A 19816-nucleotide genomic window follows, 5' to 3' on the forward strand; every position below is an offset into this window, starting at 1 on the left:
ATACTTATTTTATTAATAATTTATAATCGTTCACGAGCGCTCTGTCTTGCACGTTGATTCGACGGGATCAAGCTGTATAGCGACATCAATAGTGACGGGCGTACTTTTATTTAACGTGTATGAAATCAATAGCCCGACACTGGTCATCAAAACAGAAATTTGTGTATTAACAAACAGGGCAACCATCAGAGAAACTGAAAACCACACTGTCGCAAAAGGAACAATAAATCCTCCGCTACCGCTGAGGCTTTTATGAACGTTTCTCAAATCTGCTTGATCATAGGCCCCCGCTTTAACAGACACCTGACAAAAAGGGCACTTTATAGAGTTATCATTCGCCAATAAAAAAGATTCTTCTAGGCTTATGCTGATCTGCCGTTTACACGCACAACATTTGAAGTCCGCATAGCTAAACTTCAGCAGCTCTGTTTCTGGCTCTTGATCTACTTGCCGGGTCATTATTCAGCCCTGCCCAACTGGATTTTCTGGCTCTAAATCAAGCCGCACAAATGAAACATCCTTCAACGCTGGCACGGCAGATACCAACACTAAAAAGGTGAGAAAAGAGCTCAAAAAGGCCAAGCCGCTGCCCCATTGCAACAGGACCCATATATTGAGCAACGGCAAGCCAATGGTTAAACAACCAAACATTAAAATCCGCCGTCTATTTTTGCTTTTTACCGCAACCAACTTGGCCAGGTCATGCTCTTTGAAAACCAAGCCATGCGAGCATCGTGGGCATGCCACCTTACCGGACTCCATAAAAGCATCTACCTGCTCAGTCGTTAGCTCAAAATCGTTCTTACAGTGCACACAGCGAAAATGGGCTTCCTGAGACATTGCCATTAACAACTCCTTTATTTAGACACGCCAAATTAATCACCAGACTGAATACTCAAGTCCGAGCATCTTCTTTCGAACAGTGAAAGAGGCTTAAATCACAGGCGTAGGAGAATAGAGGGATAGTGTGTGAAGTAATGTCGGCCCTAAGATAAACATACGTAAGATTTTTCGTTTATTTATCGAGTTCTTAATAGCGCCACTCATAGGTATGAGCCCAGCCTTGCACATTCTTTTAGCACTGCGAGAGACGTATTCGTCTGAAGTCAGGGAAGCGGACTACCTTCCAGCCGATTGACCCTCTGTGCGCCAGCCCCTATCCTCGCCGACGTCACGACACATTCGTGATCCGGTTTGACGGTCGGGCTCTTCATAGTGGAACGCATAGTCTAGAAATTCGTTCGCGCACTTTTAGTGGAGTTAACCCATGCCCCTGATCACTCATCAAACCCCTTTCGGCCACAGCCTGACCGGCGATTGCCTGTTCAGCGTTAACGCCGGTATCCCCATCAAACTCGCGCTGGAACTGGCAGCCCAGTTACTCAGCAGCGCCACGGTTCTGTGCGCCGAAAGTCAGGTCGCCAGCCCTCAAACCAGCCACAGCCTGACGTTTGCCAGCTTGCAACTGGTGGAAATGAGCAAAGGCCTGGTGGATGCCACGCTGGACAGCGTATTGCAGGCCGACACCCTCAAATAAACATTTCTACCGGCACTTTAAAGTGATCTGCCAGCCAGCGAATTTGCCGCACGTTGAGCTGACGCTTGCCGCTGAGGATTTCGGATACCACCGACTGCGTGCCCACGCCCGGCAGATCACTCTGGTTCAGCCCATGCTCTTGCATCACTGAGCGCAGCACATCTACACCACTGACCTTGGGCATCGGCCGATGCTCAAGGTCATAGGCTTCGACCCAATCACCGATGATGTCTACCAGGCTCATGAGCGGGTGGCTTTCATCGTCGCCAATGCGGTCGGTCAGTTCATCAAGGGCTTCGACCAACTGGTCGTAATCCGCTTCATTTTTAGGTTTTCGCAACAGTGGCGAAACGAACTGCCAATGCTGGGCAGCCTGTTCGATCAGTGCATTCATTGGGTTACTCCTTCCATTTACCTTTGTCATATTCACGATGATCCAGCACATGACGAATGTAGAGGCGCTGCACCCGATACCGCACTACCGCAATCAGACGCAATTTATTGCCGCCAATATTAAATACATGCAAAGAACCGACTTTGTCAGTCGCAGGGAAAAACGACCTCAACGCAGCGAAATCTTCAGGGTTGAGGACCTTGATCTTGCGATACCACTCATCCAGAGCACTGGCGGAATGTGGCCATTGTTCCTTGGCCTCCCAAATACGTTTCGCAGTAATCACTCGCATGCAATGTCCCTATCGCATCTTGCTATGAAGGGTAAGCCCGCTTTCGCCATATCGCAAAGCGCGATATTCGGCATCTGACCGACGGTGTCTCATCAGGCGGGTTTCAACAGCCTAGATTCAAGGGCTCAAGGCGGCGCAGGCACATTGTGAGCAGATACGTCACAGCCAGTGGCGGGCGGGGGCAACATCTGCTGAACTGCACCTCTACGCGACGTGCTCATTTTTGCAGGAGCGCGCCACAGCAATTTCCGGAGTATTTGAAATGACTGACCCGCTGCTTATCCCCTGCCCTTACTGCAACGGCCTTAACCGCATCCCCGCCGCGCGCGTGGGCGAGCACCCCAAGTGTGGGCGCTGTAAGAATGAGGTGCTGATCGCCAAGCCTTTCGATCTGAAACAAACCGATTACGCCAGCCAGATCAAAGGCGACCTGCCACTGCTGGTGGATGTATGGGCGGACTGGTGTGGGCCGTGCAAGGCCTTTGCGCCGGTGTTTGAACAGGCGGCCAGCCAATTGGTGGGTGTGTGCCGGTTGGCCAAGCTCGACAGCGATGCCAACCAGCAACTGTCAGCGCAACTGGGCATTCGCTCGATTCCGAGCCTGATCCTGTACAAAAACGGCCAGGAAGTCGCCCGTCAAAGCGGCGCCTTCCCGTTGCAACAGCTCAAGGCCTGGCTGCAAAGCCACGGCGTGCGGGCTTAAGCGTTTTGGTCCAGGTAATCGTGTAGCTCAACAAATTGCTGGGTCAGCTTGTGCCGTGGTTCGAAATACACCAGCGGCTGGCTGGCCTGATGCGACTCGCGCATTTTGACTGAGCTGTTGAGGTACACCGGCAGCACGGGCAGGCCTTCGGCAATCAACTCATCGAGCATTTGCTGCGGCAGGCTGGCGCGGGCCTGGAACTGGTTGACCACAATGCCTTCAACCAGCAGGTCTTCGTTGTGGTCCTCTTTCAGCTCTTCAATTTCGCTCAGCAGGCCGTACAACGCCTGACGCGAAAAGCTGTCGCAGTCGAAGGGGATCAATACACGATCGCAGGCGATCAATGCCGATACCGCATAAAAGTTCAACGCAGGCGGTGTGTCGATGTAAATGCGGTCGTAGTCTTCAGCCAAGTCATCCAGCAGCTTTTTGAGCTTGTTGATCTTGTGCTTGGCCTCAAGCTTGGGCTGCAAGTCTGCCAGTTCGGGCGTGGCGGTTATGATGTGCAGGTTGTCGAACGGTGTTTCGTAAATATCGACCCGATTCTTCTTCGACCCCACGCCCGCAGACAGGCTTTGCTTGAAGAACTCGGCGATACCCATCGGGATGTCATCACCTGTCAGCCCGGTGAGGTATTGAGTGGAGTTGGCCTGAGCATCCAGATCGACCAACAGAGTGCGATACCCCTCGCTGGCACTGACGGCCGCCAGGTTACAAGCGATGCTGGACTTGCCCACACCACCTTTTTGGTTGAACACCACGCGACGCATTTCAAAACCTCCGTGTATCAATAAGTGCCCGAGTGTAGATGCCCTGAGAACAACTTCGCTACCTCGCAGAGAAAAGAGCTACAACCAAGGCAGATTTATCCCTATATACGCCGGAACAGACCTCTTTTTTCAAAGTCATACAGGCGCCCATAGTTTAGCGATTACAAAAAGATAGCTATTTCGACCGATAAGCCAAAAAAACTGGCACAAAAATGTAAGCGATATTTGCTACGAACCAACAGCACCGGGATAATGCGGCACTTTGTTACTAGTGCCGCATTGACCGCTGCCTACCTTCGCATCAAGGAAGCCCGCAAGGGCGGGATGAACCTCCAGTGATTAACTTCAATATTGCCGCTTGGCGAGCCTGGGCTCCGGGCCTCGACAGCGTGGCCGATTGGCAGGCCTGGAGCCAGCACCCCCACGTTATCGCCGCCAGCGATGCCAGCCCCGACGTGTCGTTTTTACCGGCCATGCAACGCCGCCGCCTCAGTCGCCTGGCACGCATGGCATTCAGTGTCGGCTGGCCCTTGGCTGAAGGTCATGAGGCGCTGCCACTGGTGTTTGTTTCGCGCCACGGCGAAACCCCGCGCACCTTCGACCTGCTGAACGAGCTCGCAGCCAGGCAGCCCTTGTCACCCACCCAGTTCAGCCTCTCGGTGCACAACGCGGTCATTGGCCTGTGGTCGATCATGCGCGGCGAAACCAGCGAAATGACTGCCCTCGCGGCGGCCGGTGATGGCCTCGAACATGGCCTGATCGAAGCCTGTGCGCTGCTTAATGACGGCGCGCCCGCCGTGCTGCTGGTGATCACTGAAGAACAACCGCCCGAGGCTTACCGGCCCTGGGTTGACGACGTGCCCTTTGCCTATGCAGTGGGCCTGCTGCTGACACCCGGTGAGCAGTGGCACCTGTCGTTGTCCACCCGGCCTGCTGATATCGCCCAAGCCCCGTGGCCTCATGCATTGCAATTGTTACAGCACCTGCTCAGCGGCCAGACGTCGTTTCAACACGCCTGGGAAAACCGGCTCTGGCAGTGGCAACGTACGTAGTGAAAACCGCTAATGCTTACTACTGGCGCCTGCTGGCCACGGCCATCAGCTTCGTGCTGTTCGGGTTTGGGTGCCTGTGCCTGCGACTGGTCATTTTCCCGCTGCTCAGTTGCTTGCCAGGCGACGCCCTGCGCCAGCGCGAGCGCGCGCGTTACACCATCAGCCGACTGTTCTGGCTGTTTATCCGCTTTATGGCCCGCCTGGGCATACTGACCTATGACGTGCAAGGTGCCGAGCGCCTCGGGCGCCCCGGCCAAATGATCATTGCCAACCATCCCTCGCTGATTGATGTGGTGTTTCTGATCGGGCTGGTGCGTAACGCCAATTGCGTGGTCAAGCAAAGCCTTTGGCAGAATCCGTTCACCCGCAGCCCCGTACGCGCCGCGCAATACATCAGCAATGACGGCAGCATTGACATGCTCGACAAGGCCGCAGAGGCCCTGCAACAAGGCCAGACGCTTCTTATCTTCCCGGAGGGTACCCGCACCCCGCCAGGCCAGATGCCGGCCTTTCATCGGGGGGCCGCCGCCATCGCCTTGCGCGGTGCGAAAATCCTCACGCCGGTGGTAATCAAGGTCAGCCCCACCACGCTGACCAAAGCCGAGCCGTGGTACCGCATCCCCAAACGCCGTGTGCACTTCAGTTTTTGTGTCGGGGCCGATATAGATCCAAATGCCTTTGCAGCAGCAGGCCCGCCGCCCAAGGCTTCGCGCCTGCTTAACGACTTCGTGCATGACTACTTTATTAAGGAGCTCGCCACAGATGAGCGATCTACACAGTGAAATCAAACAGCTGATCATCGACGCCCTGGGCCTTGAAGACATCAGCATCAGCGACATTGGCGATGAGCAAACCCTGTTTGGCGAAGGCCTGGGGCTGGACTCGGTCGACGCCCTGGAGCTGGGCCTGGCGATCCAAAAAACCTATGGCATCAAAATAGATGCCGACGCCAAAGATACCCGTGACCACTTTTCCAACGTGACCAGCCTTGCGGCTTTTGTCACAGCCAAACAGGCTGCCTGAGACCGAACCATGCAAACCCGTGAAGACATTTTCAACATCCTGCGCGACGCCATGGTCGAACTCTTCGAACTGGAACCCGAACGCGTCACGCTGGAGGCCAATTTGTATCAGGACCTGGAAATCGACAGCATCGACGCGGTCGACCTGATCGATCACATCAAGCGCAAAACCGGCAAAAAAATTGCCGCCGAAGCCTTCAAATCGGTACGCACTGTCAACGATGTGGTTGAGGCGGTTTACCACTTGGTGCAACCGCACGCATGAGCCGATTGATCGGCCTGAGCCTGCTGCTGGCGGGCCTGCTGTACCCCTTTGCGGTGCATTTCGGCATGGCCCACTTTGCTCCGTGGCAGTTTGCGCTGCTGCTCGGCGGCCTGTGGCTGGCACGGGTATTGACCGGCGAACGACGCCCCGGCAGCCTGTGGATCGCCGGGGTCGCGCTGGTGTTTTGTGCGCTGCTGGCGCTGTTTAACAGCCCGGCCCTGCTGCGCTGGTACCCCGTACTGATCAGCAGCCTGATGCTCAGCCTGTTTGGCGTGAGCCTCAAGTTCGGCCCGCCGATGGTCGAGCGTCTGGCCCGGCTGCGTGAGCCGGTACTCCCCGACAGCGCGATTCGTTATACGCGCCAGGTCACCCAGGTCTGGTGCCTGTTTTTTATGCTCAACGGCCTGATCGCGGCCAGCCTCACACTGTGGGCGCCGCTGAGCTGGTGGACGTTGTACAACGGCTTGATCGCCTACGGGCTGATGGGGCTGCTGTTTGCCATTGAATGGCTGATACGACAAAAGGTAAGAGGCCAGGCATGAAGTGGATAAAACTTGAGCATCTGTTGCTTGAGGGCGATGCCCATCGCACCGTCAGCGTTGAACCAACGCTCACCCATCACACCCTCTGCGCGCAGGCCCTGAGCCTGGCGGGCGGGTTGCAGCAACGCGGCGTGCAACGCATGGCCGTGCACCTGGACGACGCGGGTGAATTGGCCATTGCGCTGCTGGGCGCCTGGCGCGCCGGGGTCAGCGTGTTATTGCCCGCAGACCTGCAAGCCCACACCCGTGAGCGCTGGGCCAGCCACGTCGATCTATGGCTGACCGCCAGCACCGAGCTGCACGCCTTGTATGGCGCCCCATTGGCCCCTGCCGAGCTGGATCTGGACGCGTGCCAGCTAAGCCTGTGCACGTCAGGCTCCAGCGGCGAGCCCAAGCGGATCGACAAAAGCCTGCGGCAAATGGCCAATGAGGTAGAAACCCTCGAGCAATTGTGGGGCCATGAACTGGGCGATGCGTGCATCATCGCCAGCGTGGCCGCGCAGCATATCTACGGGCTGTTGTTCCGCGTGTTGTGGCCGCTGTGTGCGGGCCGGGTTTTTACTCGCCAGCAACTGGCGTTCCCCGAAGACATGCAGCGCGCCAGCCGCGAACACGCGGCATTTGCCTGGGTGGCCAGCCCCGCCCTGCTCAAACGCATGGCCGACAACCTCGACTGGCCGGCCTTGAGCCAGGTGCGCCGGGTGTTCTCTTCGGGCGGCGCATTACCTGCCGAGGCGGCTCATGCGCTGGAGCAGCGCTTGGGCCAATGGCCTACCGAGATTTTTGGCAGCTCAGAAACCGGCGGCATTGCATGGCGCCAGGGTCCAACCTTGTGGCAGCCGTTTGCCGGGGTCCATCTAAGCCAGAGTGAGGACGGCGCACTGCGCATCGCCTCGCCGTACCTGATGGCAGGCCATGTCGAGCAAACGGCCGATGCGGCGCGCATTGAAGCCGACGGGCGCTTTGAACTGCTGGGGCGTCTGGACCGCATCGTCAAACTTGAAGAAAAACGCATCTCGCTGCCCCTGCTGGAACAGGCCTTGAGCACCCACCCATGGGTTGCAGAAGCACGCCTGGGCGTGGTCAATGAAAACCGCGCCTCGCTGGGCGCCTTGCTGGTACTCAGCCACAGCGGGCTGTTTGCCCTGCGTGAACACGGCCGCCGAGCCCTGACCCAAGCCCTGCGCCTGCACCTTGGGCCCTATTGCGAAGCGCTGGCATTGCCGCGCCGCTGGCGGTTGCTGCGGCAAATGCCGCTCACCAGCCAAGGCAAACTGCCGCAAGCGCAGGTCGATGCGTTGCTGCTGGCGCCACGGCCAACGCTGCCTGAAGTACTCAGCCAACACCTCGGCGATGACGGTTGGACACTCAACCTGTCGATCCCGCCTGACCTTGCGTACTTCAGCGGGCACTTCCCCAAAACTCCGGTGCTGCCCGGCGTGGTGCAAGTGGACTGGGCCATCAACCTGGGCCAGCAACTGCTCGACCTGCTGCCCCGCTTTGCCGGGATGGAAGTGCTCAAGTTTCAGCAACTGGTGCGCCCCGGCGATGAAATCGAGTTGACCCTGCGCTTTGATCGCGAACGCAGCAAATTGCATTTTGCCTACCGCAACGCCAACGCCGCCTGCTCCAGTGGCCGTATTGTTTTGGAGGCTGCCAGTGGATAAGTTGATCGGTGAAAGCTGTGGGAGCGGGCTTGCTCGCGATTGCATCAACGCGCCGCTTCAGAAAACCCGCAGCGCCTGTATCGCGAGCAAGCCCGCTCCCACAAAGGCCGACCGTCATGCATAACCCCTGCGCCGTGATCCCGGTGTACAACCATGAAACCGCCGTGCCCGCCGTGGTCGCGGCGTTGCAGGCCGCAGGCTTGCCCTGTGTGCTGGTCGACGACGCCAGCAGCCCCGCGTGCAGCGCCGTGCTCACCGAACTGGCCCGGCACGAGCACATCTACCTGGTGCGCCTGGCCGTCAACCAAGGCAAAGGCGGCGCCGTGATGGCCGGTTTGCGCGAGGCCTCACGCCTGGGCTTTACCCATGCGCTGCAAGTCGATGCCGACGGCCAGCACGACCTCAGCGATGTCACGACCTTTATCCAGGCCTCACAGCACAACCCCGAGGCGCTGATCTGCGGTTACCCGCAATACGACGCCAGCGTGCCCAAAGGCCGCTTGTATGCACGCTACTTGACCCATGTGTGGGTGTGGATCAACAGCCTGTCACTGCGTATTCCCGACTCGATGTGCGGCTTTCGGGTGTACCCGCTGGCGCCGACACTGGCGCTGCTGGACTCGGTCAAGCTGGGCAAACGCATGGACTTCGACCCCGAGATCCTCGTGCGCCTGGCGTGGCGCAATCAGCCGATGCAGTGGCTGGCAACCAAGGTGCATTACCCGCAAGACGGCCTGTCGCACTTTCGCCTGTTCCATGACAACGCCTTGATCTCGGCCATGCACACCAAGCTGTTCTTCGGCATGTTGGTGCGTTTGCCGAGCATTCTATGGAGGCGCTGGCGGGCATGAGCGAGACACCACAGCATTGGGCCGAGCATAAAGAGCGGGGCAATTTTTGGCTGATGAAGCTCACGGCCTTCGGGGTCAAAGTACTCGGCCGCCGCCTGCTGGCCCCCGTGTTGTACGCCATCGTGCTGTACTTTTTTGTCTTCGGCCGCAAAGCCCGACGCAGCATCTGGCACTACCAGCAGCACCTGGCCGACTGGAGCGGGCAGCCCGCCTTGCGCCCCACGCCGTGGCGGGTGTTCGGCCAGTTCATGGCGTTTGCCGACGCGCTGCTCGACAAGCTCGACGTGTGGAACGGCCGCCTTAACACGCAAGACATCGAGATCATCGACCCCGCGCGGCTGCGTGAGCAGATGCGCGCTGAGCGCGGGCAAATGCTGGTGGGCGCTCATTTGGGCAACCTTGAGGTGTGCCGGGCCCTCGCTGAGTTGGGCGAGAAAATCACCCTGAACGTGCTGGTGCACACCCGCCATGCCGAGCACTTCAACCGTTTGCTGGGCAAGGCCGGGGCCACGCATGTGCGGCTGATTCAAGTCAGCGAGCTCAACCCCGGCGTCATGCTGCAATTGAGCCAACGCCTGGAAAACGGCGAGTGGCTGGCCATTGCCGGTGACCGCGTGCCGCTGCATGGCGCCCGCACCGCGCAGGTCAACTTTCTCGGCCACCCGGCGCCCTTCCCGCAAGGCCCGTGGTTGCTGGCCGGGTTACTCAAGTGCCCGGTCAATTTATTGTTTTGCCTGAAACACCAAGGCCGCTATCGGGTGGTTATCGAACCCTTCGCCGAGGCCATTGAATGGCGGCGCAGCGACCGCGAACAGGTGATCGCCGAGTGGGCAGCGCGCTATGCCGAACGGCTGGGGCATTACTGCCTTGAGGCGCCGCAACAATGGTTTAACTTTTACCCTTTCTGGAAAACCGATGACGACGCATCAGCATGAGCCAGTAACCTTCGGCCAAACCCCATTGCGCATTGAAGACGTGCTGGCTCTGGCCAATCGTCAGGTGCCGACCCGTTTGCAAGACGACGCCGAGTACCGCGAACGCATCGCCAAAGGCGCGCGTTTTCTCGATTCATTGCTCGACAAAGAGGGCGTGATTTACGGCGTGACCACCGGCTACGGCGACTCGTGCGTGGTGGCGGTGCCGCTGGAGCATGTCGAAGCGCTGCCGCGTCACCTCTACACCTTCCACGGCTGCGGCCTGGGCAAAATGCTTGATGCCCAGGCCACCCGCGCCGTGCTGGCCGCCCGCTTGCAGTCGCTGTGCCACGGGGTGTCCGGGGTGCGGGTTGAACTGCTGGAGCGCCTGCAAGGGTTTATCGCCCACGACATTTTGCCGCTCATCCCCGAAGAGGGCTCGGTAGGCGCCAGCGGTGACCTGACGCCGCTGTCTTATGTGGCGGCCACCTTGTCGGGCGAGCGCGAGGTCATGTTCAACGGCGAACGCCGCCTGGCGGCTGACGTGCACCGCGAACTGGACTGGACGCCGCTGGTGCTGCGGCCCAAGGAAGCGCTGGCGCTGATGAACGGCACGGCCGTAATGACCGGCCTTGCGTGCCTGGCGTACGCCCGCGCCGATTACCTGCTCAAGCTGGCAACCCGCATCACTGCACTCAACGTGGTGGCGTTGCAAGGTAACCCTGAACACTTCGATGAGCGCCTGTTCGCTGCCAAGCCGCATCCGGGGCAGATGCAAGTGGCGGCATGGTTGCGCCAGGACCTCGCCATCGACGCCCCGACCGCGCCGCTGCATCGCCTGCAAGACCGTTACTCGCTGCGCTGCGCGCCCCATGTGTTGGGTGTGCTGGCTGACAGCCTGAGCTGGCTGCGCGGGTTTATCGAAGTCGAACTCAACAGCGCCAACGACAACCCGATCATCGACGCCGAAGAAGAACGCGTGCTGCACGGCGGGCACTTCTATGGCGGGCACATTGCCTTCGCCATGGACAGCCTCAAAACCCTGGTGGCCAACGTGGCCGATCTGCTTGATCGCCAACTCGCGCTGTTGGTAGACGTACGTTACAACCACGGATTGCCAAGCAACCTCTCGGGCGCCAGCGCCGAACGGGCGATGCTCAACCACGGCTTCAAAGCGGTGCAGATCGGCGCCAGCGCCTGGACCGCCGAAGCCCTGAAAAACACGATGCCGGCCAGCGTCTTCTCGCGCTCAACCGAATGCCACAACCAGGACAAAGTGAGCATGGGCACCATCGCCGCCCGTGACGCCATTCGTGTGCTGGAGCTGACCGAGCAAGTGGCCGCCGCGACCTTGCTGGCTGCCCACCAGGGTGTGTGGCTGCGCAGCCGCGACGCAGACGCCCGCCCGCTACCCACCGCACTGGCCGACATGCACGCTGAACTGGCCAAGGATTTCGCCCCTGTCATTGAAGACCGCGCACTGGAAGCCGAACTGCGCCTGTGCCTGGCCCGTATTGCCCAACAACACTGGAGGCTGCATGCGTAGCAAAGGCGTTTTGCACGTCGACACCGAAGTCCTGGTGCCGTTTTTCGATATCGACACGATGCACGTGGTGTGGCACGGGCATTACGTCAAATACCTCGAAGTCGCCCGCTGCGCCTTGCTCGATCACATCGGGCATAACTACACGCAGATGCTCAACGCGGGCTACGCGTGGCCGGTGATCGACCTGCAACTGCGCTATGTGCGCGGTGCCACTTTCGGCCAACGAATCAACGTGCGTGCCAGCCTGGTGGAATGGGAGAACCGTCTGAAGATCAACTACCTGATCACCGATGCAGCCACCGGCGAACGCCTGACCCGCGCCTGCACGGTGCAGATCGCGGTCAGGATTGCCGACCGGGAAATGCAACTGGCGTCGCCCAAATGCTTGATCGATGCGATTGCGAAGGTGCTGGCATGAAGCTGATTGCTGCTCTGTGTAGTCGCTGCCGCAGGCTGCGATCGAGCCCGAAGGGGTCGCGTTTTTCGGATCTTATCGCAGCCTTCGGCAGCGACTACAAGGCGTACGTAGCCGCTTTGCTGCTCGGATTATCACCCTTGGCCCACGCCTTCGACCTGCAACAACTGAGCGATCAACTGGCCAGGCCGCAGGTGATCCACGGTGATTTCATCCAGGAAAAACACCTGCGCGCGCTACCCAAACCGCTGACCAGCACCGGCACCTTTGTGCTGGCCAAAGATCACGGCCTGTTGTGGCAACTCAACACCCCGCTGAAACAGGACTACCGCATCACCGCCCTCGGCATTGCCCGACGCAATGGCAGCGAGTGGCAAATGCTCCCCGGCAAGAGCGCAGGCGCCGAGCAGAACCGCCTGTTCCTCGCCGTGTTGCAAGGCGACAGCAGCGGGCTTGCGCGTGATTTCGAGCTGCGCCTGCAAGGCCAACCGACGCAGTGGACGCTCACCCTGACCCCGCGCTCGCTGTTGCTCAAGCAGGTGTTCACACAAATCAACATCGACGGCGGCGAGCTGGTGCAACGCATCGAGTTGCAGGAAACCCAAGGCGACAGCACCGTGCTGAAGCTGCAAAACAGCATCAGCCACTTACCCTTGAGCGACGCGGAGCAGCACGACTTTGCGCAGTGAACGCTGGTTGCCCCGGGGCTTTTTGATCCTGCTGCTGGCCGTGCTCGCCCTGGCCGGCTGGCAATGGCGGCATGGCCCGCCGCTGTCGGCCAACCTGATGGAACTGGTGCCCGGCCACACTCCGGACGCACTGCTACAGAGCGCCGAGCAGCGCATGCAAGAACCCCTCAACCGAGAGGTGCTGCTGCTGGTGGGCAGCGCTGATCGCCAGCAAGCCATTAACACCGCTCGCCAGTTGGGCGAGCAGTGGCAGGCCAGCGGGCTGTTTGAAAGGGTCCAGTGGAACCTGCAAGCCGACTTGCCCGCCCTGCGCGAGCAACTGCTGCGCGGGCGCCTGGCAATGCTCGCGCAAGCTGACCGCACACAACTGATCGAACACCCTGATGCCTTTATCCAGCAACGGGTGCAAGCACTGTTCGACCCATTCAGCGGCTTTAGCTTGGTGCCCAGCCAGGACGACTGGCTGGGCCTGACCGGGCGCATCCAGAACAGCCAGCCGCAACGCGGCGCGGTGCAACTGGACATCGGCAGCGGCGCCTTGATCGCTGACGCCGACGGCAACAGTTGGGTATTGCTGCGCGCCCGCACGCAGGGCAATGCCTTTGACATGAAGCTGCCCCTGCAAGTGGCCGCACTGGTTGAGCACAGCCGCGAACAGGCTGCCAGCCAGAACGTGCAGCTGCTCGCCGCCAGTGGCCTGCTCTACGCCGCCAGCGGCCAACAACAAGCCACCCGTGAGATCACCTGGGTGGGCGGCGGGGCCACCTTCGGAATTTTGCTCCTGTTGCTGCTCGCATTCCGCCGCTGGCGCGTGCTGCTGGCCTTTGTTCCAGTGCTGGTGGGCATGCTGTTTGGCGCCGTGGCCTGCGTCGGTTTGTTTGGCAGCCTGCACGTGATGACATTAGTGCTGGGCTCCAGCCTGATCGGCGTGGCCGTCGATTACCCGCTGCATTACCTGTCAAAAAGCTGGAGCCTGAAACCATGGCGCAGTTGGCCTGCCGTGCGCCTGACATTGCCCGGCTTGAGCCTGAGCCTGGCCACCAGTTGCATCGGTTATCTGGCCTTGGCGTTTACCCCGTTTCCCGCGTTGACCCAAATCGCCATCTTCTCGGCCGCAGGCTTGGTCGGGGCGTATCTGAGCGCCGTGTGCCTGCTACCCGCGCTGCTCAACGGTATGACGTTACAGCCCGCGCAATGGCCGTTGCACCTCGCGCAACGCCTGCTGGATGCGCGGGCAGCGCTGTTGAAAAAAGTCCCCACGCCCGCGCTATTGGCCTTGTTGCTGGCCTTTTGTGCAGCGGGCGTGTGGCAACTGACCAGCAAAAACGATATTCGCCAATGGGTCGGTGCGCCGCCTCAACTGACGGCACACGCCCAAGCCATTGCGCGCATTACCGGCTACCAACCGACCAGCCAGTTCTTTTTGGTGCGGGCCGACAATGAGCAGCAACTGCTTGAGCGCCAAACCGTGCTGCGCGAGCGGCTGGATCAACTGGTCAGCACCGGCCAGCTACAAGGCTATTTGGCCCTGGGCCAATTGGTCAGCCTGCCGAGCGAGCAACAATACCTGCGCACGGCCTTGAAGCAACTGCCACAGCACTGGCAACCGCTGCTGGAACTGGGCGTGCCCGAGGCCGCGCTGCAACATGAACTCGCACAGTTAGAAGCGTTGCCCGAGCAAACTATCGACGCCGCGCTCACCGGGCCATTGGCCGAACCGTGGCGCGCGTTGTGGTTGGGCAAACAGGGCAACGGCGTGGCTGCCATGGTCAGCTTGCAAGGCTTGAACAACCCCGACCTGTTGCGCGAACAGGCCCAGGGCCTGCCCGGCGTGCAGTGGGTGGACCGCTTGGGCGACTTGAATGGCGTGTTCGCGGCCACCCAGATCAGCGCGGCAGAACTGAAGCTGTTGTCGTGCGTGTTGATCGTCTTGCTGTTGATCGCGCCCTTTGGCTTAAGCGGCGCGCTGCGCATTGTTGCACTGCCGCTGTTAGCCGCGCTGTGCAGCGTGGCCAGCCTCGGCTGGTTGGGGCAGCCGCTGACCCTGTTCAGCCTGTTCGGGTTATTGCTGGTGACGGCGATCAGCGTCGATTACGCGATTTTGATGCGTGAACACATCGGCGGGGCTGCCGTCAGCCTGCTCGGCACCTTGCTCGCCGCGCTGACCACCTGGCTGTCGTTCGGTTTGCTGGCGGTGTCCAGCACGCCAGCGGTCAGCAACTTCGGGCTGTCGGTGAGCCTCGGCCTGGCCTTCAGCTTTATGCTCGCGCCGTGGGCCGGTCAGCAAACGCCGCACACCCCGCGTTATTCTTCATTGCCACGGAGGCCCCATGAAACCCCTTAGCGATACCTACGTAGAAGAAACCCGGTTCGGGTTTTGGTTTTTGCGCAGCCACACCTGGCAGCACCATGTACTGCGAGTGGCGATCAATGACTTGCGCGGCTTGTTCAGCGAGCCGCCGCCGTCTGCGCCGGTCATCCTGGATGCCGGTTGCGGGCAGGGCAAGTCGTTCCAGTACCTGCAGGCAACCTTCGCCCCCAAGCGTTTGATCGGGCTCGATGCCGACCCGCTGAGCCTTGAGCTGAGCCGCGAAGAGGCCCGCCGCCAAGGATTCGACGTTGAGCTGATCGGCAGCGACTGCGCTGAACTGAACGTGCCCGATGCCAGCGTCGACCTGCTGTTCTGTCACCAGACCTTCCACCACCTGGTGCAACAAGACCGGGCGCTGGCCGAGTTCTATCGCGTGCTCAAGCCGGGCGGTTATTTGCTGTTCGCCGAGTCCACCGAAGCCTACATCGACACCTGGGTGATTCGCTGGCTGTTCCGCCACCCCATGCACGTGCAGAAAAGCGCGGCGCAATACCTGGAAATGATCCGCGACCAAGGCTTTGAATTTGATGCGCAGAACGTCTCTTACCCCTACCTGTGGTGGAGCCGTGCGACTGATTTCGGGCTGTTGGAACGCTTTGGCCTGCGCCCTGCCAAGCCGGTGGGTCAACGGGAAGAAACCTTGGTCAACGTGGTGGCCCGCAAACCGTTGCAAGGCAAAGATCAATGACACGCCGTTATAGCCTGTTCGCAGCCCTTGGCATCTTCATGCTCCTGTTGTTAAGTGGCTGCACCAGCCTGCCCTTGCCCAAACACACGCCCAGCCTGACGCTGCCGATGCAGTTGCATGTCCAGCGTCAGCAGGCCGACCAGCGCCAGGACTGGCTGCTGGTGATTCAGCAAGAGGACGCCGGGCTACGCTGGTCATTGATGGACCCGCTGGGGATCCCGCTGGCACGGCAATTACTGCACAACCAGCACTGGCAAGCAGACGGTTTGCTGCCGCCCAACCCCGAGGCCCGGGAGCTGTTCGCCGCGCTGCTGTTTGCACTCACGCCTGCCGACCAGTTGGCCGACAATTACCCGCAGGCAACCTCCAGCGCTGATCGCCGTACGCTCGACCGCCGCTGGCAGGTGCACTATGTACAACCGCAGGTGTTTAGCATCGATCTGGACAAAGGCGTGCACTACACCCTCAGCCCACTCAACACCGAGACGGCCCCATGACTGCGTACCTGAATGCACTGGGCATCGTTTGTTCACTGGGCCGCGGGCCCAAGGACGTCGCGCAGCACCTGTTTGCCGGTGACTGTTCGGGCATGCAGCAAACAGCCGGCTGGATCCCTGAGCGCCCGGTCGCAGTGGCGCAGGTGCAAGGCGAGTTGCCAGTGATCCCGGCACACCTTGCCCGCCACAACAGCCGCAATAATCGGCTATTGCTTGAGGCGGCATTGCAGATTGGCGATGACATTGAGCAAGCGATCCAGACCTATGGCCGTGACCGCATCGCTGTCGTGCTGGGCACCAGCACCTCGGGCATCGACGAAGCCTGCCATGGCATTGCCCACTACGCGCAGCACCAGCATTTCCCCAGCGATTACGACTACCGCCAGCAAGAGCTGAGTGCACCAGCTGAGTTTCTGGCCGCGTGGCTGAACATCAGCGGGCCGACCTATGTTATTTCGACGGCTTGCACCTCCAGCGCCCGCGCCCTGATGAGCGCCCAGCGCCTGCTGCGCATGAACGTGTGCGACGTGGTGCTGTGCGGCGGCGTCGACAGTTTATGCACGCTGACCCTCAATGGCTTTGCAGCCCTTGAAGCCGTAGCCGATGAGCGTTGCAACCCGTTTTCGGTCAACCGTCGCGGCATCAATATTGGTGAAGGCGCGGCCCTGTTTTTAATGAGCAAACAGGCCAGCGGCGCGCAACCGATCGCCTTGCTGGGCGCAGGCGCCAGCTCGGATGCGCACCATATTTCTGCCCCCGAGCCCAGCGGCCGGGGCGCGGTCAACGCCATGTGCCAGGCTTTGCAGCGTGCAGGGTTGCAGGCCAGCCAGATCGGCTACTTGAACCTGCATGGCACGGCAACCCAGCACAACGACGCCATGGAAAGCCAGGCCGTGGCCCAGGTGTTCCCACACGGTGTACCGTGCTCGTCAACCAAACCCATGACCGGCCACACACTGGGTGCAGCCGGGGCGCTGGAGGCCGCGTTTTGCTGGTTGAGCCTGAGCCAAGGTAACGCCTTGCCCCCGCACCTCTGGGATGGCCAGCCCGACCCGCAGTTGCCCGCGCTGAACTGGGTCACCCCAGGCCTTACCCTGGCCCCCGAACACCCACGCTGCCTGATGAGCAACTCGTTTGCCTTCGGCGGTAATAACGTCAGCCTGATTATCGGAGACGCTCCATGATTGATTGGCCGCTCGCCGAATTACTGCCCCACGCTGGCGACATGATCTTGATCGATCACGTGCTGGCATTTGATGAAGAAACCATTCACACCCGGGTAACTGTCCGCTCTGGCGGCCTGTTTAACCGCGCAGACGGCAGCCTGCCGGCCTGGGTCGGCGTCGAGTTGATGGCGCAAAGCGTGGCCGCCTATGCCGGTTGCCGCGCGCGTCAGGCAGGCAACCCCGTGGCGCTGGGCTTTTTGCTCGGCACCCGCAAGTTTGAATGCAACGTTGAGCACTTCCCGCTCGGCGCCGAGTTACAGATCCACGCCGTGCGCTCGCTCGAAGACGACAACGGCATGGGCGTGTTTGAGTGCCACCTGACCGGCCCACAGATCCACGCCACCGCCCGCCTGAACGTGTTCCGTCCGCCTCAGGCTGAAAACTACCTTGCTCAAGCATCTCAGGAGGCTCGCCATGACTGAGTCCATTTTGGTCACTGGCTCTAGCCGTGGCATTGGTCGTGCCATCGCGTTGCGTCTGGCCCAGGCCGGTTTCGATCTTGTGCTGCACTGTCGCAGTGGGCGCAGCGAAGCCGACAGCGTCATGGCGCACGTGCAAGCACTGGGCCGCAACGCCCGCGTGCTGCAGTTCGACGTATCGGACCGCGCCCAGTGCCGGGCAATACTGGAAGCCGATGTTGAAACCCACGGTGCTTATTACGGCGTGGTGCTCAATGCCGGGCTGACCCGTGACGGCGCGTTTCCGGCCCTCAGCGAAGACGATTGGGACGTGGTGATGCGCACCAACCTCGACGGTTTTTACAACGTCCTGCACCCGGTCATGATGCCCATGATCCGCCGTCGTCAAGCCGGGCGCATTGTGTGCATCACCTCGGTGTCGGGCCTGATCGGCAATCGCGGCCAGGTCAATTACAGCGCCTCCAAAGCCGGGCTGATCGGCGCCGCCAAAGCCCTCGCCATTGAACTGGGCAAGCGCAAAATCACGGTTAACTGTGTGGCGCCGGGCCTGATCGACACCGCCATGCTGGACGAGAATGTGCCCGTTGAAGAACTGATGAAAATGATCCCTGCCCAACGCATGGGCACCCCGGAAGAAGTCGCCGGGGCGGTCAACTTTTTGATGTCGGCCGAAGCGGGCTATATCACCCGCCAGGTGCTGGCCGTCAACGGAGGCTTGTGCTGATGAAGCGCGTCGTCGTTACCGGCATGGCCGGCATCACCTCGTTGGGCAGTGACTGGGCCAGCATCGTGGCCCATTTTGAGGCGGGGCGCAGCGGCATTCGGCGCATGGACGAATGGGACCGCTTTACCGAACTCAACACCCGTTTGGCCGGGCCGATTGATGACTTTGCCGTGCCCCCACACTGGACCCGCAAACAACTGCGCAGCATGGGCCGCGTCTCGCGCCTGGCGGTGGGGGCAGCGGAGCAGGCCTTGCAAGACGCGGGCTTGCTGGGCAACCCGATCATTCAGGACGGGCGCATGGGCGTGGCGTGTGGTTCGTCCACCGGCAGCACGGACGAAATCAAAGCCTTCGGCAATATGTTGCTCAACTCAGTGGCCGAAGGTCTTAACGCCAACAGCTACGTGCGCATGATGCCGCACACCACGGCAGCGAATATCAGCATCTTCTTTGGCCTTACCGGGCGGTTGATCCCGACCTCCAGCGCCTGCACCAGCGGCAGCCAGGGCATTGGTTATGCCTACGAAGCCATCAAGTTCGGCCGCCTGCCGTTGATGCTCGCAGGCGGCGCAGAAGAGTTGTGCCCCACCGAAGCCATGGTGTTTGACGCGCTGTACGCCACCAGCCTTAAAAACGACGCCCCGCACACCAGCCCAAGCCCCTATGACAGTGGCCGCGATGGCCTGGTGATCGGCGAAGGGGGCGGCATGCTGGTGCTTGAAGAGCTGGAGCATGCGCTGGCTCGCGGTGCGCACATCCATGCTGAAATCGTCGGTTTTGGCAGCAACGCAGACGGCCAGCACACCACCCGCCCCGAGATCAGCACCATGCGCCGAGCCATGGAACTGGCGCTGGAAGACGCGGGACTTGCCGCTCAGGCCATCGGCTATGTGAACGGTCACGGCACCGCCACCGAACAAGGCGACATCGCCGAAACCCAGGCCACCCATGACGTGTTTGGCAAACACATGCCCATCAGCTCGCAAAAGAGTTTTTTGGGCCACACTTTGGGGGCCTGTGGCGCGCTGGAGTCGTGGTTCAGCATCGAGATGATGAACCGCGACCGCTACGTGCCCACGCTTAACCTGCACAACGTAGACCCACGCTGCGCTGAACTGGACTACCTGCGCGGCGAAAGTCGCGTGATGCACAACGACTATGTGATGAACAACAATTTTGCCTTCGGCGGCGTCAACACCTCGTTGATTTTTCGCCGCTGGTCATGAGGTCAA

General features: G+C 60.4%; 25 protein-coding genes. 20 read left to right on the forward strand and 5 right to left on the reverse strand.

What is annotated here, in order from left to right; translation table 11 throughout:
* Positions 1-30: 30 nt before the first annotated feature.
* Complete coding sequence (locus TU84_RS25975) at positions 31-459, reverse strand: hypothetical protein (protein WP_148070715.1); 429 nt, start codon at positions 457-459, stop codon at positions 31-33.
* 3 nt (positions 460-462) lie between these two features.
* A complete protein-coding gene (locus TU84_RS01175) occupies positions 463-846 on the reverse strand; it encodes an Rpo12/RPC10 RNA polymerase subunit family protein (RefSeq protein ID WP_048366668.1) in 384 nt (127 codons plus the stop codon).
* Between the two features lie 421 nt (positions 847-1267).
* Between TU84_RS01175 and TU84_RS01180 the strand changes: the two genes are divergently transcribed.
* Entirely contained in the window at positions 1268-1537 is a 270-nt protein-coding gene (locus TU84_RS01180; protein WP_048366669.1) for a DUF3077 domain-containing protein, read from the forward strand.
* On the opposite strand, the gene TU84_RS01185 is transcribed toward TU84_RS01180, so the two are convergent.
* Both TU84_RS01185 and TU84_RS01190 read right to left on the reverse strand, forming a co-directional pair.
* Complete coding sequence (locus TU84_RS01185; RefSeq protein ID WP_048366670.1) at positions 1530-1931, reverse strand: helix-turn-helix domain-containing protein; 402 nt, start codon at positions 1929-1931, stop codon at positions 1530-1532. The genes TU84_RS01180 and TU84_RS01185 overlap by 8 nt on opposite strands.
* 4 nt (positions 1932-1935) lie before the next feature.
* On the reverse strand, positions 1936-2223 hold the full coding sequence (locus TU84_RS01190; protein ID WP_048366671.1) for a type II toxin-antitoxin system HigB family toxin: 288 nt from the start codon (positions 2221-2223) through the stop codon (positions 1936-1938).
* A gap of 262 nt (positions 2224-2485) precedes the next feature.
* Here TU84_RS01190 and trxC point away from each other — a divergent pair, with 262 nt between their 5' ends.
* Positions 2486-2926: a thioredoxin TrxC gene (gene trxC / locus TU84_RS01195; protein WP_048366672.1), complete on the forward strand. Its 441-nt coding sequence runs from the start codon at positions 2486-2488 to the stop codon at positions 2924-2926.
* On the opposite strand, the gene TU84_RS01200 is transcribed toward trxC, so the two are convergent.
* Positions 2923-3696, reverse strand: a complete 774-nt coding sequence (locus TU84_RS01200) for a ParA family protein (RefSeq protein ID WP_048366673.1) — start codon at positions 3694-3696, stop codon at positions 2923-2925. The genes trxC and TU84_RS01200 overlap by 4 nt on opposite strands.
* A gap of 335 nt (positions 3697-4031) precedes the next feature.
* Here TU84_RS01200 and TU84_RS01205 point away from each other — a divergent pair, with 335 nt between their 5' ends.
* From TU84_RS01205 to TU84_RS01290, 18 genes are all read left to right on the forward strand, one after another.
* On the forward strand, positions 4032-4748 hold the full coding sequence (locus tag TU84_RS01205; protein ID WP_048366674.1) for a beta-ketoacyl synthase chain length factor: 717 nt from the start codon (positions 4032-4034) through the stop codon (positions 4746-4748).
* Positions 4748-5530 carry a lysophospholipid acyltransferase family protein gene (locus tag TU84_RS01210; RefSeq protein ID WP_409348639.1) on the forward strand — a complete coding sequence of 261 codons (783 nt, stop codon included), beginning with the start codon at positions 4748-4750 and terminating at the stop codon, positions 5528-5530. The genes TU84_RS01205 and TU84_RS01210 overlap by 1 nt, the downstream gene beginning before the upstream one ends.
* Entirely contained in the window at positions 5511-5771 is a 261-nt protein-coding gene (locus TU84_RS01215; protein WP_048366675.1) for a phosphopantetheine-binding protein, read from the forward strand. Before TU84_RS01210 ends, TU84_RS01215 begins: the two co-directional genes overlap by 20 nt.
* A gap of 9 nt (positions 5772-5780) precedes the next feature.
* Positions 5781-6035 carry an acyl carrier protein gene (locus TU84_RS01220; RefSeq protein ID WP_048366676.1) on the forward strand — a complete coding sequence of 85 codons (255 nt, stop codon included), beginning with the start codon at positions 5781-5783 and terminating at the stop codon, positions 6033-6035.
* The gene (locus TU84_RS01225; protein WP_048366677.1) at positions 6032-6577 is read left to right on the forward strand and encodes a COG4648 family protein; all 546 of its coding nucleotides are present in this window, start codon (positions 6032-6034) and stop codon (positions 6575-6577) included. Before TU84_RS01220 ends, TU84_RS01225 begins: the two co-directional genes overlap by 4 nt.
* Positions 6574-8244 (forward strand): AMP-binding protein, encoded by a 1671-nt coding sequence (locus tag TU84_RS01230; protein WP_048366678.1) that lies wholly within the window; start codon positions 6574-6576, stop codon positions 8242-8244. Before TU84_RS01225 ends, TU84_RS01230 begins: the two co-directional genes overlap by 4 nt.
* A gap of 116 nt (positions 8245-8360) precedes the next feature.
* The gene (locus TU84_RS01235) at positions 8361-9095 is read left to right on the forward strand and encodes a glycosyltransferase family 2 protein (protein WP_048366679.1); all 735 of its coding nucleotides are present in this window, start codon (positions 8361-8363) and stop codon (positions 9093-9095) included.
* Complete coding sequence (locus TU84_RS01240; protein WP_048366680.1) at positions 9092-10030, forward strand: LpxL/LpxP family acyltransferase; 939 nt, start codon at positions 9092-9094, stop codon at positions 10028-10030. Before TU84_RS01235 ends, TU84_RS01240 begins: the two co-directional genes overlap by 4 nt.
* Positions 10011-11555, forward strand: coding sequence for an HAL/PAL/TAL family ammonia-lyase (locus tag TU84_RS01245; RefSeq protein ID WP_048366681.1), 1545 nt, complete (start codon positions 10011-10013; stop codon positions 11553-11555). Before TU84_RS01240 ends, TU84_RS01245 begins: the two co-directional genes overlap by 20 nt.
* Complete coding sequence (locus TU84_RS01250) at positions 11548-11973, forward strand: acyl-CoA thioesterase (RefSeq protein ID WP_048366682.1); 426 nt, start codon at positions 11548-11550, stop codon at positions 11971-11973. Before TU84_RS01245 ends, TU84_RS01250 begins: the two co-directional genes overlap by 8 nt.
* Positions 11970-12659, forward strand: a complete 690-nt coding sequence (locus TU84_RS01255) for an outer membrane lipoprotein carrier protein LolA (protein ID WP_082148600.1) — start codon at positions 11970-11972, stop codon at positions 12657-12659. The genes TU84_RS01250 and TU84_RS01255 overlap by 4 nt, the downstream gene beginning before the upstream one ends.
* Positions 12649-15003 (forward strand): MMPL family transporter, encoded by a 2355-nt coding sequence (locus TU84_RS01260; protein WP_048366683.1) that lies wholly within the window; start codon positions 12649-12651, stop codon positions 15001-15003. The genes TU84_RS01255 and TU84_RS01260 overlap by 11 nt, the downstream gene beginning before the upstream one ends.
* Positions 14990-15718, forward strand: coding sequence for a class I SAM-dependent methyltransferase (locus TU84_RS01265; RefSeq protein WP_048366684.1), 729 nt, complete (start codon positions 14990-14992; stop codon positions 15716-15718). Before TU84_RS01260 ends, TU84_RS01265 begins: the two co-directional genes overlap by 14 nt.
* Entirely contained in the window at positions 15715-16215 is a 501-nt protein-coding gene (locus TU84_RS01270) for a DUF3261 domain-containing protein (protein ID WP_048366685.1), read from the forward strand. Before TU84_RS01265 ends, TU84_RS01270 begins: the two co-directional genes overlap by 4 nt.
* Positions 16212-17399 (forward strand): beta-ketoacyl-[acyl-carrier-protein] synthase family protein, encoded by a 1188-nt coding sequence (locus tag TU84_RS01275; protein ID WP_048366686.1) that lies wholly within the window; start codon positions 16212-16214, stop codon positions 17397-17399. The genes TU84_RS01270 and TU84_RS01275 overlap by 4 nt, the downstream gene beginning before the upstream one ends.
* Positions 17396-17863, forward strand: a complete 468-nt coding sequence (locus tag TU84_RS01280) for an ApeP family dehydratase (RefSeq protein WP_048366687.1) — start codon at positions 17396-17398, stop codon at positions 17861-17863. The genes TU84_RS01275 and TU84_RS01280 overlap by 4 nt, the downstream gene beginning before the upstream one ends.
* Positions 17856-18584 carry a 3-ketoacyl-ACP reductase FabG2 gene (locus tag TU84_RS01285; protein ID WP_048366688.1) on the forward strand — a complete coding sequence of 243 codons (729 nt, stop codon included), beginning with the start codon at positions 17856-17858 and terminating at the stop codon, positions 18582-18584. Before TU84_RS01280 ends, TU84_RS01285 begins: the two co-directional genes overlap by 8 nt.
* Positions 18584-19810 (forward strand): beta-ketoacyl-ACP synthase, encoded by a 1227-nt coding sequence (locus TU84_RS01290; protein WP_048366689.1) that lies wholly within the window; start codon positions 18584-18586, stop codon positions 19808-19810. Before TU84_RS01285 ends, TU84_RS01290 begins: the two co-directional genes overlap by 1 nt.
* Positions 19811-19816 lie beyond the last annotated feature (6 nt).

This window comes from Pseudomonas helleri, from assembly GCF_001043025.1.
GTDB classification, from domain to species: domain Bacteria; phylum Pseudomonadota; class Gammaproteobacteria; order Pseudomonadales; family Pseudomonadaceae; genus Aquipseudomonas; species Aquipseudomonas helleri.

What these genes read in the sequence shown, in the direction of transcription:
- TU84_RS25975 (WP_148070715.1), bottom strand. Translation starts at nt 459, where the DNA reads ATGACCCGGCAAGTAGATCAAGAGCCAGAAACAGAGCTGCTGAAGTTT.
- TU84_RS01175 (WP_048366668.1), bottom strand. Translation starts at nt 846, where the DNA reads ATGGCAATGTCTCAGGAAGCCCATTTTCGCTGTGTGCACTGTAAGAAC.
- TU84_RS01180 (WP_048366669.1), top strand. Translation starts at nt 1,268, where the DNA reads ATGCCCCTGATCACTCATCAAACCCCTTTCGGCCACAGCCTGACCGGC.
- TU84_RS01185 (WP_048366670.1), bottom strand. Translation starts at nt 1,931, where the DNA reads ATGAATGCACTGATCGAACAGGCTGCCCAGCATTGGCAGTTCGTTTCG.
- TU84_RS01190 (WP_048366671.1), bottom strand. Translation starts at nt 2,223, where the DNA reads ATGCGAGTGATTACTGCGAAACGTATTTGGGAGGCCAAGGAACAATGG.
- trxC (WP_048366672.1), top strand. Translation starts at nt 2,486, where the DNA reads ATGACTGACCCGCTGCTTATCCCCTGCCCTTACTGCAACGGCCTTAAC.
- TU84_RS01200 (WP_048366673.1), bottom strand. Translation starts at nt 3,696, where the DNA reads ATGCGTCGCGTGGTGTTCAACCAAAAAGGTGGTGTGGGCAAGTCCAGC.
- TU84_RS01215 (WP_048366675.1), top strand. Translation starts at nt 5,511, where the DNA reads ATGAGCGATCTACACAGTGAAATCAAACAGCTGATCATCGACGCCCTG.
- TU84_RS01220 (WP_048366676.1), top strand. Translation starts at nt 5,781, where the DNA reads ATGCAAACCCGTGAAGACATTTTCAACATCCTGCGCGACGCCATGGTC.
- TU84_RS01225 (WP_048366677.1), top strand. Translation starts at nt 6,032, where the DNA reads ATGAGCCGATTGATCGGCCTGAGCCTGCTGCTGGCGGGCCTGCTGTAC.
- TU84_RS01230 (WP_048366678.1), top strand. Translation starts at nt 6,574, where the DNA reads ATGAAGTGGATAAAACTTGAGCATCTGTTGCTTGAGGGCGATGCCCAT.
- TU84_RS01235 (WP_048366679.1), top strand. Translation starts at nt 8,361, where the DNA reads ATGCATAACCCCTGCGCCGTGATCCCGGTGTACAACCATGAAACCGCC.
- TU84_RS01240 (WP_048366680.1), top strand. Translation starts at nt 9,092, where the DNA reads ATGAGCGAGACACCACAGCATTGGGCCGAGCATAAAGAGCGGGGCAAT.
- TU84_RS01245 (WP_048366681.1), top strand. Translation starts at nt 10,011, where the DNA reads ATGACGACGCATCAGCATGAGCCAGTAACCTTCGGCCAAACCCCATTG.
- TU84_RS01250 (WP_048366682.1), top strand. Translation starts at nt 11,548, where the DNA reads ATGCGTAGCAAAGGCGTTTTGCACGTCGACACCGAAGTCCTGGTGCCG.
- TU84_RS01255 (WP_082148600.1), top strand. Translation starts at nt 11,970, where the DNA reads ATGAAGCTGATTGCTGCTCTGTGTAGTCGCTGCCGCAGGCTGCGATCG.
- TU84_RS01265 (WP_048366684.1), top strand. Translation starts at nt 14,990, where the DNA reads ATGAAACCCCTTAGCGATACCTACGTAGAAGAAACCCGGTTCGGGTTT.
- TU84_RS01270 (WP_048366685.1), top strand. Translation starts at nt 15,715, where the DNA reads ATGACACGCCGTTATAGCCTGTTCGCAGCCCTTGGCATCTTCATGCTC.
- TU84_RS01275 (WP_048366686.1), top strand. Translation starts at nt 16,212, where the DNA reads ATGACTGCGTACCTGAATGCACTGGGCATCGTTTGTTCACTGGGCCGC.
- TU84_RS01280 (WP_048366687.1), top strand. Translation starts at nt 17,396, where the DNA reads ATGATTGATTGGCCGCTCGCCGAATTACTGCCCCACGCTGGCGACATG.
- TU84_RS01285 (WP_048366688.1), top strand. Translation starts at nt 17,856, where the DNA reads ATGACTGAGTCCATTTTGGTCACTGGCTCTAGCCGTGGCATTGGTCGT.
- TU84_RS01290 (WP_048366689.1), top strand. Translation starts at nt 18,584, where the DNA reads ATGAAGCGCGTCGTCGTTACCGGCATGGCCGGCATCACCTCGTTGGGC.